This is a genomic window from Mesorhizobium sp. PL10, assembly GCF_053714315.1.
This window is the reverse complement of sequence record NZ_JBSKBR010000001.1, coordinates 560,235-573,392: the sequence shown is the minus strand read 5'-3', so window position 1 is coordinate 573,392 and position 13,158 is coordinate 560,235. Positions and strand designations below refer to the sequence as shown.

Here is a 13,158-nt window from a genome sequence, read left to right as displayed (position 1 = left end):
CTCAAAAAAATGCAATGGCCTTCGCGGCCAGACCCAGCACACACCGAAGACGGGGAAACGCGATGAAGCGCATCTATGTGGTGGGCACCGCCGACACCAAGGGCGAGGAGCTTGCCTTCCTGGCCGATGCGATTGCCGCGACCGGTAGTTCGGTTGCCCGCGTCGACATTGGCACGCGCGGCGCCACTGTGCCGGTCGATATTTCGGCCGGCGAGGTCGCTGCACATCATCCCGGCGGAGCCGGCAGGGTGCTCGGCATCGACGATCGCGGCGCGGCAGTGGCCGGCATGGGCGCCGCCTTCACCAGCTTCATCCAGTCGCGCGACGACGTCGCCGGCGTGATCGGCATTGGCGGTGGCGGGGGCACCTCCATCGTCACATCGGGCATGCGCGCACTGCCGCTCGGCCTGCCCAAGATCATGGTCTCGACGCTCGCCTCCGGCGACACAGCGCCCTATGTCGACGTCTCCGATATCATCATGATGCCGTCGGTGACGGACATGGCGGGACTGAACAGGCTCTCCCGCACGGTGCTCCACAATGCCGCACAGGCCATCGCCGGCATGGCCGCAAAGCCGGCGCCGGCCGCAACCGGCAAACCGGCGCTCGGGCTGACCATGTTCGGCGTCACCACCCCTTGCGTGACGGCCATCGCCGACCAGCTGCGGGCAAACTACGACTGCATGGTTTTCCACGCAACCGGCACCGGTGGCCGTTCGATGGAGAAGCTCGCCGACAGTGGCCTGCTCGCCGGCATCATCGACATCACCACGACGGAGGTCTGCGACTTTCTGTTCGGCGGCGTGCTGCCGGCCACCGAGGATCGCTTCGGCGCCATTGCCCGCACTGGCCTGCCCTATATCGGCTCGGTCGGCGCGCTCGACATGGTCAATTTCTGGGCGCCGCCGACCATTCCCGAGAAACATCGCGGGCGGCTGTTTTATGAGCACAATCCCAACGTCACGCTGATGCGCACAACGGCGGACGAATGCCGCAGCATCGGCGAATGGATCGGCGGCAAGCTAAGCCGCTGCGAGGGTCCGGTGCATTTCCTGATCCCCGAAAGAGGCGTCTCGGCGCTCGACATCGAGGGCGGCGCCTTCTTCGATCCACAAGCCGACTCCGTGCTGTTCGACGCCATCGAGCGCGCCATCAAGCCGAACGCCACGCGCCGCGTCACGCGGCTGCCGCTGCACATCAACGATCCCGAATTTGCCAGGGCCGCAACGGCGGCCTTCCTCGACATCGCCAGACAGTGAGAGCCCAGACATGGCCGCCATACCGCGCAAGGACATACTGAAGAAGTTTAGGGCGATGATCGCCGACGGCGTGCCGATCGTCGGCGGCGGCGCCGGCACCGGCCTGTCGGCCAAGGCCGAGGAAGCCGGCGGCATCGACCTGATCATCATCTACAATTCCGGCCGCTACCGCATGGCCGGTCGCGGCTCGGCCGCCGGCCTGCTCGCCTACGGCAATGCCAACGAGATCGTCAAGGAAATGGCCTATGAGGTGCTGCCGGTGGTGAAGAAGACGCCGGTGCTCGCCGGCGTCAACGGCACCGATCCCTTCGTCATCATGCCGCTGCTTCTCAGCGAACTGAAGACGATGGGCTTTTCCGGCGTCCAGAATTTTCCGACCATAGGCCTGTTCGACGGCCAGATGCGGCAGAGCTTCGAAGAGACCGGCATGGGCTTCGGCCTGGAGGTCGACATGATCGCCGAGGCGCACAAGCTCGACCTTTTGACCACGCCCTACGTCTTCAACCCGGACGAGGCTCGCGCAATGGCACGAGCCGGCGCCGACATCATCGTCGCTCACATGGGGGTGACGACAGGCGGCTCGATCGGCGCGACGTCAGCCAAGTCGCTCGACGACTGCGTGGTTCAGATCGACGCCATCGCAAACGCCGCGCGCTCGGTTCGCAAGGATGTCATCCTGCTTTGCCATGGCGGCCCGATCTCGATGCCGGAGGACGCCCGCTACATACTCGACCGCTGCAAGGGCCTGCACGGCTTCTATGGCGCAAGCTCGATGGAACGGCTCCCGGCCGAAGCCGCGATCGCCAGACAGACGGCGGATTTCAAGGCTGTCACGCTGCACGACAAGAAGACAAGGAAGGGATGAGAATGACCGACAAGAGCAAAGTGTTCGTCTATCCGAAGGACGTCAGCGCCTTCGGCTTCGACTGGGGCAAACTGGCGCTGACGGTGGCGCCGGAAGTAAATGGTGCGACCCGTTTTTCCGGCGGCGTCGTCGACCTGCCCTCAGGCAAGGGCCACACCCGCCACAATCATCCCGGTGCGGAAGAGATCATCTTCGTCATCTCAGGCCATGGCGAGCAGATGGTCGAGGACGAGAACGGCAACCCGGTGGTGGCCAAGGTCGGGCCGGGATGCACCGTCTATGTCCCGGAGAGCCGGTTTCACTCGACGCTGAACACGGGTGACGGACCGATGCAGTTGTTTGTGGTCTATTCGCCTGCTGGGCCGGAACTGGTGCTACGAGAATTGCCGGATTTCAGGCTGATTCCGGTTGGGAGTTGATGGGCTGAATCTTCTGCTGGGGCAGTGTTGCCCCTCATTGTCCTGCCGGACATTTCTCCCCGTATAGTGACGGGGAGAAAGGCGCCGTCATCAACGCCGCTCCCTTCCCCCCGTTCTACGGGGAGAAGATGCCGGCAGGCAGATGCGGGGCGGCGCTGATCTTCGCTAACTAAGCTGTTCCACCCCTGTTCCACCCCCGCGCTCGATCCCCGAACATCACGTACCCGTTGTCCGTCACAGCCAACGTATCTTCCAGCTTGATGAACCCCCGCGTTGGGTGAAGCATGGTCGTCTCCACCGATAGCACCATGTTCTTTTCCAGCGGTTTCGCCGCATAGGTGCCTTCGTAGGTCACCGGATGGTTGGTCATCAGGAACGGCGCTTCATGCGTGATCAGCCCCATGCCGTGGGCGAAGAAATCCGTGTAGGGCGCAACCTTGGAGGCCTTCAGCACGCGCTCCGCATGCGAGATCATGTCGCCGCCGATGGTGCCCGCCTTCACCTTGGAGAACGCTGCCTGCTGCACCGCCTCGACCTCGGCCAGCAGATCTTCCAGTTCAGCATCGGGTTCGCCCAGAATGCCCATGCGGCAGAGGTCGCCGATATAGCCGTGATAGTTGCCGCCGGAATCGATCGACAGCACCTCGCCTTTTTTCCACGCCTGCGGTGACGCCGCGCGGTTGTGGCTGGAGCCGAGCGTCAGCAGGCAATATTCGAAATGCGCGCCGCGATTGGTTTCCTCGCGCCTGATATGCTCGATGATGTCGGTCTTGGTCGTGCCCTCGCGCGCCCACTGAATGGTCGCCAGCATGGAATCGGTGATCAACTCGGAAGCGATACGCAGCTTTTCCAGCTCAGCCTCCGTCTTGATGGCGCGCATCCGCTCCAGCATATCGGTTGCGTCGACCAGCTTGGCGTCCGGCAGCGCCTTGCGGATCAGCGCATAGGCGTCGGACGGCAGGAAGGCCGGTTCGATGCCGATGCGGGCGCCGGCCTTGCCGATCTTGCCGATATGCTCGACTGCCAGATTGGCGGCGTCCAGCGTGCCCCAGCAGGCGGTGTGCAGCGTCGGTGTCCAGAACGGGTTGTTCTGGTGCTCGGCGCCCTCCATCCGGTTGCCGATATAGGCAGCATGCTCCGGCCCACCCTTTTCATAGACGACGACAGGCAGATAGCGGCTGTGGCCGATCGCATCCATGGCGGCAAAGAAGATGAACTTGTAGCCGCCGAGCAGATATTGCGTGTTGTGCTTGGACGTCGAGAGCAGCACATCGATGCCGGCTTCTTCCATCAGCCGGTCCACCCTCGCCTGATCGAACGGAATATTGCTGACAGCAGTCTTGCCCGGAGCGATGTTCATCTCTTTCTCCCTGAAATTGCCTGGGATCGTCATTCGCGCTTCGCCGGATCCCTTGGCTGTCGATCAAATCTGTACCATTTTGCCCCCTCTGGTCCAGCCAGAAACAAGGAAAATAGCGTTGGCAGGCGGTCACCAAGTCGTAGTTGCTACGTCTTGGCCAAATCTGGTCCTACCAAGATGACCAAACAAAAGGCCACCCTTTAAAACTGGTCCAGCGGACGAAAATTTCACAGCCAAGCAAGGATGCGCCAATTCCGTCTCTGGCGAAACCCTTGGCAAGGGCCATAATCGCCGCAAGGATGCTGGCGGGGCCGCCGGCATCAAGGGGCGCGCCCTACCGGGTCGCGGAGAGGACGGAGTTCGATCATGTCAGATTTCACGATTTCCAGACGCACGCTGCTTGGTGGGTCCGCCCTGCTGCTGGCCTCCACCGCCATGCCGACACTGGGCTGGACGCAGACGCCGAAGAAGGGCGGCCGCTTGGTAGTCGCCGCTGATTCAGAACCGCGCAACCTCAACCCGGCAATCGTCGCCTCCAACGGCGTCTTCTTCATCTCCAGCAAGATCGTCGAAACGTTGGCCGAAGCCTCTTTCGACGGCAAGGATGGGTTGGAGCCGCGTCTGGCGCTGAGCTGGGAAGGTGCTGCCGACGGGCTGTCAGTGACCTTCAAACTGCGCGAGGGCGTCAAATGGCATGACGGCAAGCCGTTCACCTCGGCCGACGTCGCCTTCTCGGCCCTGCAGATCTGGAAACCGCTGCAGAATCTCGGCCGCACCGTGTTCAAGGATCTGGCCCGCGTCGACACCCCTGACGATCTCACCGCCGTGTTCAAGTTCGCCAAGCCGACGCCGTTCCAGCTGATCCGCAACGCCTTGCCGGCTCTGTCGAGCATCGTGCCGAAGCACGTCTACGAGATCGGAAAGATCGAGGACAACCCGGCCAACAATGCGCCCATCGGCACCGGCCCGTTCACGTTCGGCGAGTACAAGGCCGGCCAGTATTACAAGCTGACGAAAAATACCGACTACTGGGGCAAGGACGAGCCCTATCTCGACGAGATCATCTACCAGGTGCTGCCCGACCGCACGTCCGCTGCGGCCGCGCTCGAGGCCGAAGAGATCCAGCTCGCCGCCTTCTCCGCCGTGCCGCTGGCCGACCTTGACCGCATCTCCAAGGTTCCGGGCCTCAAGGTCATCTCCAAGGGCTATGAGGGGCTAACCTATCAGCTCGTCGTCGAGATCAACCATCGCCGCAAGGAACTCGCTGACGTGAAGGTGCGACAGGCGATCGCACATGCCATCGACAAGGATTTCGTCGTCAAGACGGTGTTCCTCGGCTATGCCGCGACCGCCACCGGTCCGGTGCCGAAGAACGATCCGCAGTTCTATACCGCCGACGTGCCGACCTATGCCTTCGACGTCGACAAGGCCAACGCGCTGCTCGATGAGGCCGGCTACAGCAGGAAAGACGACGGCAAGCGCTTCGCGCTGAAACTCCTGCCGGCGCCCTATTTCAACGAAACCAAACAGTTCGGCGATTATCTGCGCCAGGCGCTGGCCGCCATCGGCATCGATGCCGAGATCGTCAACAACGACTCGCCCGCGCACATCAAGGCCGTCTATACCGACCACGCCTTCGACCTCGCCGTCGGCCCGCCGGTGTTCCGCGGCGATCCGGCGATCTCGACCACCATCCTGGTGCAGAGCGGCATTCCGGACGGCGTGCCGTTCTCCAACCAGGGCGGCTACAAGAACGAGGCGCTCGACGCGCTGATCGCCAAGGCATCGGAGACGCTCGACACCACGGCGCGCACCGACCTCTACAAGCAGTTCCAGAAGGAGGTGGTCGCCGACTTGCCACTGATCAACGTCGCCGAATGGAGCTTCATCAGCGTCGCACGCGACACGGTGGGGAATATCGCCAACAACCCACGCTGGGCGGTGTCGAACTGGGCGGACACGTATCTGGCGGGCTAAGCGCGATCCACACGGGATGCTTGCGCATCGTTTGAGCGAATGCTCATCATCAGGGATGAGAGTTCCGTCGCGCCCCCCTCTGTCCTGCCGGACATCTCCCCCACGAGGGGGGAGATCAGCTGTCATCACGGCCTTCGCTAATCGCCGGCGTTGCCGCAGCGAGCGCGGCGTGGGAACTGCCAATCTCCCCCCGTGTGGGGGAGATGTCCGGCAGGACAGAGGGGGGCGCCGTAGAGCGCAACTTCAAATGCCTGCGCGCGCTCCCTTTTCCCCATGACCCGCGCCCTCACCCTCATCCGCCGCCGTCTCGTCGGCAGCGTCTTCGTGCTGCTGATTGTCATCATCGGCACGTTCCTTTTGCTCGAAGCCGCTCCCGGCGACGCGGTCGATGCCTACATCGTCTCGACCGGCGGCGACGCCGGCATGATTGAATTGCTGCGCCATCGCTGGGGTCTCGACCAGTCGGAACTGACACGGCTCGCCAACTATCTCTGGGCGCTGCTGCATCTAGACCTCGGCCAATCCGTCACCTTCTCGCGGCCGATCCGTGACTTGATCCTGGAGCGCCTCCCCACCACGCTGCTCCTCATGGTCAGCGCCACCGCGTTTTCCTTCGGTTTGGGCTCGGCGCTCGGCGTCTATGCCGGCGCCAGACCCGGCAGCTTTCGCGACCGCTTCCTGTCCATCGGCTCGCTGGCGCTTTATGCCGTGCCGGGCTTCTGGCTCGGCCTGGTTCTGATCGTCGTCTTTGCCGTCGACCTGCGCTGGCTGCCGATTGGCGGGATCGAGACACTGGCCTCGGACAAGACCGGGCTTGCCCGCGCCGCCGACATCGCCGTCCATCTCGTGCTGCCGGTTTCCGCCCTCGGCTTCATCTATCTCGCGCTCTATCTTCGCATGATGCGCGCCGGCATGGCCGAGGCCTGGCGCCAGGATTTTGTGCTGGCCGCCCGCGCCAGAGGGCTTTCGCGCCGCCGCATCGTGCTTGCCCATGTCGCCCGCAACGCGCTCTTGCCGCTGGTCACCATGCTCGGCCTGCAATCGGCGCAAATGCTGGGCGGCAGCGTCGTCATCGAGAGCGTCTTTGCCGTGCCCGGGCTCGGCCGGCTGGCGCAGGAGGCGGTGGCCGCGCGCGACACGCCGCTGCTGCTCGGCATCATCCTCACCAGCGCTGTGCTGGTCATCGCCATCAACCTTGCCGTCGACATCGCCTACGCCTTCCTCGACCCGCGCGTCGGCGCCAGCGAGGCCAGCGCGTGAAACCGCTTAATCGGTACCTGCGTCGGCCGGAAGCGGTCGCCGGCGCGATCATCCTGGCGCTGCTTTTCGCCATGGCGCTGTTTGCGTCGCTGTTGTTCCCCGGCGATCCGCAGGCCATTGCCGGCCGGGCGCTGCTGCCGCCGTTTCAGGACTGGTCGCTGCCGCTCGGCACCGACCGGCTCGGCCGCGATGTGCTGGCCGAGTTGTTCCACGGCGCCCGTACCTCCCTGGCGGTCGGTCTGGCGGCAGCGGCCGCCGCGCTCTTCATCGGCGCGGTCGTCGGCACGCTGGCCGGCTTTGCCGGTGGCCTCATCGATGAGGTGCTGATGCGCATCACCGATGCCTTCCAGACCGTGCCCAGCTTTCTTCTGGCGCTGGCCTTCGTCAGCGTCGTCGGCCCGTCGCTCGGCATCGTCGTCGCGGCAATCGCGCTCGGCGCCTGGACCGGACCGGCACGTGTAGCGCGCGCCGAAGTTCTGTCGATCCGCGAGCGCGACTATGTCGCCGGCGCCCGTGTCATCGGCATGCATCCGCTCGAAATCGCTTTCCACGAGGTGCTGCCCAACGCCTTGCCGCCGGTGCTGGCGCTGTCCTCGGTGATCGTCGCCGCCGCGATCCTCACCGAAGCAGCACTGTCCTTCCTCGGCCTCGGCGACCCCAACCGCGTCACTTGGGGCGGCATGATCGCCGAAGGCCGAACTGTGCTGCGCACCGCGCCCTTCCTGTCGATCGTCCCGGGCGTAGCCCTCATACTGACCGTGCTCGGCGTCTACCTCGCCGGCGAAGGTGTGGTCGAGACGACGGCTGTGCGAAGGAGCCTGTCGTGACGGCGCTCGCTTCGATCCGCGATCTTTCCGTGCACTATATCAGCGATGGCAGCGAGGTTACGGCGCTGAACGGCATCAGTCTTGATGTCTTTGCCGGTGAACGGCTGGCGATCATCGGCGAAAGCGGTTCAGGCAAGAGCACGCTGGCGTTGGCGATTGCGGGGTTGTTGCCGGCAAGCGCCAAGGTCGAAGGTCGCATCGATTGGTACATGTCGGAATCGTCTCATTCCTTCGCGCCCCCCTCTGTCCTGCCGGACATCTCCCCCACAAGGGGGGAGATTGGCAGCTCCGTCGCCGGCTCTCGGTCTGCAACGTTGGAGATTGGCGAAAGCGGCAGCGACAGCGCAATCTCCCCCCGTGTGGGGGAGATGTCCGGCAGGACAGAGGGGGGCGCCGTAGAGCGCCACCCTTCCCGTCCTAGCGACAGGTCCCCCCTCCCCGGCCGCGACATCGGCTACGTCTTCCAGGACCCTTCCGCCAGCCTCGACCCCGTGATGACCATCGGTAAACAAATCGCCGAAGTCGCCCACACCCATCTCGGCGTCGACTGGCCGCAGGCTTATGCCAAGGCAAAGCAGTTGCTCGGACGCGTCCGCCTGCCTGACCCGGACTCGACCATGCGCGCCTTTCCGCACCAGCTCTCCGGTGGCCAGAAGCAGCGCGTGGCGATCGGTGCTGCGATCGCGGCTGGCCCAAGGCTGCTGATCGCCGACGAGGCGACCAGCGCGCTCGACACCATCGTGCAAGCCGAGATCGTCAGCCTCATTCGGCAACTGGTGGCCGAGGACGGCATGACGCTGCTGTTCATCAGCCACGACATCGCACTTGCCGCCGAGCTTGCCGAACGCATCGCCGTGTTCCGGCACGGCGAGCTGATCGAGATCGGCCCGACTGAGCAGATCATCAATGCCCCGCGCCAGGACTATACGCGCGGGCTGCTCGACGCCCATCTTGGCCTCGACGCCTCGCCGCTGCTGCGGCAGGCGCCGGCATGAGTGTGCTCGCCGTCTCCGACCTGACCAAGCGCTACCGCCGCGGCGGCACGGCCATCGCCGCCGTCGACGGCGTCTCCTTCACCATCGAACCCGGCGAAACGCTGGCGCTGGCCGGCCCCTCCGGCAGCGGCAAGTCGACAATCGCGCGGCTGGTGCTCAGGCTTATCGAGCCCGATGCCGGAACCATACAATTCGAAGGCGATGACTTCCTTGCCTTGAAGGGTGCGGCCTTGCGCGCCAGGCGCGCGCGGCTGCAAATGGTGTTCCAGGATCCGCTCGCCGCCTTCAATCCACGCGCCACTGTGGCGCGCGTGCTCGACGATCCCTTGCGCATCCATGCCATCGCCTCTCGCGCCGAGCGCCCCGCCCGCATTGCCGCCTTGCTCGAACGCGTGGGGCTCTCCGCCGATCTCGCCCCGCGCGCCATCCACGAAATATCGGGCGGCCAGCGCCAGCGCGTGGCGATTGCCCGCGCCATCGCCACGAAACCGTCGCTGATCGTGCTCGACGAGGCGGTGTCGGCACTCGACGTTTCGGTGCGCGGACAGATTCTTGAGCTGCTGCTCGACCTGCAAGCCAGGGAACGGATCGCCTATCTCTTCATTTCGCATGATCTCGGCGTTGTCAGAGCCATGGCCCACCGGCTCGTCCTTCTCGACGCCGGGCGGATTGCCGAGAGCGGCGACGCCCGCGCCGTCATCGACGCGCCGCAATCGGCAATCGGCAAGGCGCTGGTGGCGGCGGCACCAAGATTGAACAGAAGACCAAGGCAGCTACCATGACCGACCCAGAAGCCAGAGCCGAAAAACTGTCGCGCGAACTCGATTCCGCCTTCCGCAACCGCGCCGATCTCTACCGCCTGTTGCTCGATGAACTGACCAGCGAGCTGGGCGCGGACAAAGCCGAGGCGATCATGGTCCGCACCATCGAACAGCGCGGCAAGGAGGTGGCGGCGACCGCCTTTGCCCGCTTCGGGCCCAACGACGCGCCGGCCATTGGTGAAGCATTCCTGGCCGTCAGCCCGGACGGCGGCCTGATGTATCCGACCGATGTCGAGCGCGGGCCGGACCACATCGCCTTCAAGGTGAAACGGTGCCCGCTGAAGGATGCCTGGGTCGAGGCCGGTGTCGGTGACGAGAAACTTGCCACGCTCTGCCGCATCGCCGGCGCTTTCGACCGAGGCCTGTTCGAGGCGACGGGCGTGCGCTTCGACAATGTCACCTGGTCGCCGGGCCATGGCTCGGGATGCTGCCACATCGCGCTGACCAACCGGGATGCTGCCGGATAGGTAGCGGCGCCCCCTCTAATCAGTCGGCGGGAACACATGCAGCTCCGTGCCCGCCTGTTTGGTGGCAGTGCGCAGGTCGGCCTTCGGTTCGCTGTCGGTGACGATATCGGCAATGTCGTCAAGTCCGCAGATGCGTTCCAGGCTGGAGCGGCCGAACTTGTCGTGGGTCACAACCAGCACCGTCGACAGGGAACGCGATATCATCGCGCGCTTGACTGCCGCGGCGCCCGAGATCATGTCGCTCGGACCGTCGGCGCTTAGTCCCGACGCCCCGATGATGGCGACGTCGGCATTGTAGCGGCGCACGAACTCGACAGTGTCTTCGCCCAGCACGCTACCTTCCCGGCTGTCATAGGTTCCGGGGCAGAGCAGCACGCGGAAGGTCGGATTGGCGCCAGCCACCGAGGCGACGCCGGTGGAATTGGTGATAATAGTCAGGTCGCGCTTCAGCTGGGAAAGGTTGCGCGCCACCTCATAGGTGGTCGAGCCGCCATCGATCATTACGATCTGGCCTTTCTCGATCAGGCCCGCGGCGCCGCGGCCGATCCGGGCGCGCTCCTCGACCAGGGTCAGGCCGCGCTCGGAGATTACCGGTTCGGACGTCACCAGCGAGATCGTCGCGCCGCCATAAGTGCGGTTGATCAGCCCGGCATCGCCCAGCTCGATGAGATCGCGGCGGATGGTCTCGCCGGCGACGCCGATGCGGCGCGCAAGCTTGGATATGCGAATGGACGCCGACCGGCGCACTTCCGAAAGGATAAGCGCGTGCCGCTCCTTCTTCGTCAGTCGGCCATGATCCATGATTATTCCATTCCCTTTGCAGCAATCAACGCGTCGGCAAGCTCGGCAAATCCGTGCGCGCCGCGCCCGCTTGTGACGAAGGCAGGAGATGCCGGAAGTTCGCCGGCGAAGTCCAGCACATTAGCGACGCCGACGCTGTTGGGGAAGAAGCCGAACATTGGTGCATCGTTTGGACTATCGCCGACGAAGACAATGCTGTCCTTGTCGTGGTCAATATCTATACCGAAACAGTCGCGCAAGAATAGCCGGCTTGTCGACAGTTTGTCGTATGTGCCGAACCAGCCATTGACATGGATGGACGAGATTTTCGCCGTCGCACCGAAGCGTTGGAAGATACCGACGATCTTCAGCACTTCGGTTTTGGGCAGCGGTGCGACGTCTTCGCAGAAATCGATCGCAAGGTCGGCCTCGCGATAGGTCTGGTCGGCAGCGACCGCCGCACCCGGAATTTCCGCGAGCACGGCGCGTTCGATCTCGCGCAAACGCGCCGCGTCGGCCTGCCGTTCGGCAGCGCTTCTGGCGTAGTGGCGGACCATCCGCTTGGCAGCGTCGTCGTAGCGAAAATAAAAGGCGCCGTTCTCACCGATCACGCCGTCCACCGGCCATTGCCGGGCGATCAGGTCGCACCAGCCGGCAGGCCGGCCGGTAACCGGCGCGACGATGAACCCGGCCTGCTTCAGCCGTTCCAGCGCCGCATAGGCCTTTGCCGGCAGCCGCCCCTTGTCGGTCAAGGTGTCGTCGATGTCGGTCAGTACGACGGCGATCCTGCGACGATCCAGGCCGGTGAAGTCGGCGAGCGGACGCAGCACTCGCTCAGGCTCCCGCCGCGACCGTTTCGAGCGAGGCGGCCGCGACGTCGAGCATCGTGAACCTGTCGCGGATCAGCCGCGCATTGGCTACCGCTTCATCGTAGAAGGCGGCGGGTATGGCGACCTCCTGCGGCGTGGTTGGCGCGCCGGCGGCACGCAGTGCTGCCGCGATCTCGCGCGCCGGACGGGCCACGCGGGAAAGCCTTTCGCGATACGAACGCCATTGCTCGGCCAGCATGGTGTTGATGGCGGTCGCCCGCTCATTGTCGAGCAGCTTGGGCTTGAACGCTGCCCAGCAGGAGCGTCCGAGGGTTTCGCCAAAGATCTCGATGAAACGGTCCGGCGTATCGGAGGACGGGGCAAGCTGCAGTTCCGGCAATGCCAACACCCGCTCCTGCAGCCGCGCCATCGTCAACGTCGTCACCGCTATGTGTTCGCCGTGATGCGCATCGGGCAGTCCCTGGCCGCGCATATCGATGTAGTGGGCGATCAGATGTTCGCCCTGGCTGGCCGGATAGGAGCCACCGCACAAAGTCATGCCGAGCCCCGACATGACCAGCGTGCGGACTAGAACTTCCATTGCCGCGAGGTCGCCGGTCCTGAGTTCGCCGGCCTTGGCGATGAGCGCCTTCTCGTCCTCGGCCAGAAGCATGAACGGCGCCTGCCTGTAGGGCGTACCGAGGAAAAGGTGCGCCATCAGCCAGTCGGTCTGCGCGGTCGGCCGCGCCATCGAATCGCCGAAGCCGGCTGCGATCAGCCGGTGCGGCGCCCGTGCCATCACGTCGAGGTCGAGGAACACCCCGACCGGCAGGCTCGCCGTCAGCGATTTCTTCAGGCCGTCCTGAGTGATCGCCGCCGACACCGAGGTGTAGCCGTTCATCGACGGCGCGGTGCCGAACACCACATAGGGTTTTTGGGTCAGATGGGCGGCATATTTGGTGATGTCGTTGATCGAACCCGATCCGACCGCGACCAGTCCGCTGGCATTCTGCGTGCGGGCGATCACCGATCGCACGGCGTCCATGTCCGGATGCGGATGGCGCGGCAGGATGATCTTGTCGACATCGCTGCTGCCGCGCAGCGCGATCGAGACCCTCTCGCCCAGCGCCAGGCGGGTTTCCGGATCCATCACCACCGCAAGCTTGCGGCCGAGCGGCAGCGGCTTGACCAGCGCATCGGCCTCGTCACCAAGACCGCGCCCGATGACGATGGTCTTTAGCGGCACCGATAGCATTCCCTCGTCATCCGGGTCGGGAAGGGTGCCGGCAATGAGGCTATCGAGCATTTCCTTGGACATC

At 64.6% G+C, this 13,158-nt stretch carries 13 protein-coding genes; 9 read left to right on the top strand and 4 right to left on the bottom strand.

Features of this window, described 5'->3' with window-relative positions; genetic code table 11:
- Positions 1–62 precede the first annotated feature (62 nt).
- Genes ACWGTO_RS02865 through ACWGTO_RS02855 form a run of 3 tightly spaced genes read left to right on the top strand, consistent with a single transcriptional unit; the run spans position 63 to position 2,543 of the window.
- Positions 63–1,259 (top strand): Tm-1-like ATP-binding domain-containing protein, encoded by a 1,197-nt coding sequence (locus tag ACWGTO_RS02865; RefSeq protein WP_454573340.1) that lies wholly within the window; start codon positions 63–65, stop codon positions 1,257–1,259.
- Positions 1,260–1,269: 10 nt separating this feature from the next.
- The gene (locus ACWGTO_RS02860; protein WP_454573339.1) at positions 1,270–2,124 is read left to right on the top strand and encodes a phosphoenolpyruvate hydrolase family protein; all 855 of its coding nucleotides are present in this window, start codon (positions 1,270–1,272) and stop codon (positions 2,122–2,124) included.
- A gap of 2 nt (positions 2,125–2,126) precedes the next feature.
- Positions 2,127–2,543, top strand: a complete 417-nt coding sequence (locus tag ACWGTO_RS02855) for a cupin domain-containing protein (RefSeq protein WP_454573338.1) — start codon at positions 2,127–2,129, stop codon at positions 2,541–2,543.
- Positions 2,544–2,712: 169 nt separating this feature from the next.
- Here ACWGTO_RS02855 and ACWGTO_RS02850 read toward each other — a convergent pair whose 3' ends face one another.
- A complete protein-coding gene (locus ACWGTO_RS02850; RefSeq protein WP_454573337.1) occupies positions 2,713–3,903 on the bottom strand; it encodes a M24 family metallopeptidase in 1,191 nt (396 codons plus the stop codon).
- A 366-nt stretch (positions 3,904–4,269) separates the two neighbouring features.
- Between ACWGTO_RS02850 and ACWGTO_RS02845 the strand changes: the two genes are divergently transcribed.
- The 6 genes from ACWGTO_RS02845 to ACWGTO_RS02820 all read left to right on the top strand — a co-directional run bounded on the left by ACWGTO_RS02845 (position 4,270) and on the right by ACWGTO_RS02820 (position 10,250).
- Positions 4,270–5,880 (top strand): ABC transporter substrate-binding protein, encoded by a 1,611-nt coding sequence (locus ACWGTO_RS02845; protein ID WP_454573336.1) that lies wholly within the window; start codon positions 4,270–4,272, stop codon positions 5,878–5,880.
- 273 nt (positions 5,881–6,153) lie between these two features.
- Entirely contained in the window at positions 6,154–7,140 is a 987-nt protein-coding gene (locus tag ACWGTO_RS02840; protein WP_454573335.1) for an ABC transporter permease, read from the top strand.
- Positions 7,137–7,967 carry an ABC transporter permease gene (locus ACWGTO_RS02835; RefSeq protein WP_454573334.1) on the top strand — a complete coding sequence of 277 codons (831 nt, stop codon included), beginning with the start codon at positions 7,137–7,139 and terminating at the stop codon, positions 7,965–7,967. The genes ACWGTO_RS02840 and ACWGTO_RS02835 overlap by 4 nt, the downstream gene beginning before the upstream one ends.
- On the top strand, positions 7,964–8,962 hold the full coding sequence (locus ACWGTO_RS02830; protein ID WP_454573333.1) for an ABC transporter ATP-binding protein: 999 nt from the start codon (positions 7,964–7,966) through the stop codon (positions 8,960–8,962). Before ACWGTO_RS02835 ends, ACWGTO_RS02830 begins: the two co-directional genes overlap by 4 nt.
- Positions 8,959–9,744 (top strand): ABC transporter ATP-binding protein, encoded by a 786-nt coding sequence (locus ACWGTO_RS02825; RefSeq protein ID WP_454573332.1) that lies wholly within the window; start codon positions 8,959–8,961, stop codon positions 9,742–9,744. Before ACWGTO_RS02830 ends, ACWGTO_RS02825 begins: the two co-directional genes overlap by 4 nt.
- Entirely contained in the window at positions 9,741–10,250 is a 510-nt protein-coding gene (locus ACWGTO_RS02820; RefSeq protein WP_454573331.1) for an L-2-amino-thiazoline-4-carboxylic acid hydrolase, read from the top strand. Before ACWGTO_RS02825 ends, ACWGTO_RS02820 begins: the two co-directional genes overlap by 4 nt.
- 15 nt (positions 10,251–10,265) lie before the next feature.
- Here the strand turns inward: ACWGTO_RS02820 and ACWGTO_RS02815 are convergent, their stop codons facing one another.
- Genes ACWGTO_RS02815 through ACWGTO_RS02805 form a run of 3 tightly spaced genes read right to left on the bottom strand, consistent with a single transcriptional unit; the run spans position 10,266 to position 13,157 of the window.
- Entirely contained in the window at positions 10,266–11,051 is a 786-nt protein-coding gene (locus ACWGTO_RS02815) for a DeoR/GlpR family DNA-binding transcription regulator (protein WP_454573330.1), read from the bottom strand.
- A gap of 2 nt (positions 11,052–11,053) precedes the next feature.
- Positions 11,054–11,857 (bottom strand): HAD-IIB family hydrolase, encoded by an 804-nt coding sequence (locus tag ACWGTO_RS02810; protein WP_454573507.1) that lies wholly within the window; start codon positions 11,855–11,857, stop codon positions 11,054–11,056.
- Between the two features lie 7 nt (positions 11,858–11,864).
- The gene (locus tag ACWGTO_RS02805) at positions 11,865–13,157 is read right to left on the bottom strand and encodes an iron-containing alcohol dehydrogenase (RefSeq protein WP_454573329.1); all 1,293 of its coding nucleotides are present in this window, start codon (positions 13,155–13,157) and stop codon (positions 11,865–11,867) included.
- Position 13,158: the final 1 nt, after the last annotated feature.

Excerpts from the sequence above, each read along its gene's own strand:
- ACWGTO_RS02865 (WP_454573340.1), top strand. The coding sequence starts at position 63 with ATGAAGCGCATCTATGTGGTGGGCACCGCCGACACCAAGGGCGAGGAG.
- ACWGTO_RS02860 (WP_454573339.1), top strand. The coding sequence starts at position 1,270 with ATGGCCGCCATACCGCGCAAGGACATACTGAAGAAGTTTAGGGCGATG.
- ACWGTO_RS02855 (WP_454573338.1), top strand. The coding sequence starts at position 2,127 with ATGACCGACAAGAGCAAAGTGTTCGTCTATCCGAAGGACGTCAGCGCC.
- ACWGTO_RS02850 (WP_454573337.1), bottom strand. The coding sequence starts at position 3,903 with ATGAACATCGCTCCGGGCAAGACTGCTGTCAGCAATATTCCGTTCGAT.
- ACWGTO_RS02845 (WP_454573336.1), top strand. The coding sequence starts at position 4,270 with ATGTCAGATTTCACGATTTCCAGACGCACGCTGCTTGGTGGGTCCGCC.
- ACWGTO_RS02840 (WP_454573335.1), top strand. The coding sequence starts at position 6,154 with ATGACCCGCGCCCTCACCCTCATCCGCCGCCGTCTCGTCGGCAGCGTC.
- ACWGTO_RS02825 (WP_454573332.1), top strand. The coding sequence starts at position 8,959 with ATGAGTGTGCTCGCCGTCTCCGACCTGACCAAGCGCTACCGCCGCGGC.
- ACWGTO_RS02820 (WP_454573331.1), top strand. The coding sequence starts at position 9,741 with ATGACCGACCCAGAAGCCAGAGCCGAAAAACTGTCGCGCGAACTCGAT.
- ACWGTO_RS02815 (WP_454573330.1), bottom strand. The coding sequence starts at position 11,051 with ATGGATCATGGCCGACTGACGAAGAAGGAGCGGCACGCGCTTATCCTT.
- ACWGTO_RS02805 (WP_454573329.1), bottom strand. The coding sequence starts at position 13,157 with ATGTCCAAGGAAATGCTCGATAGCCTCATTGCCGGCACCCTTCCCGAC.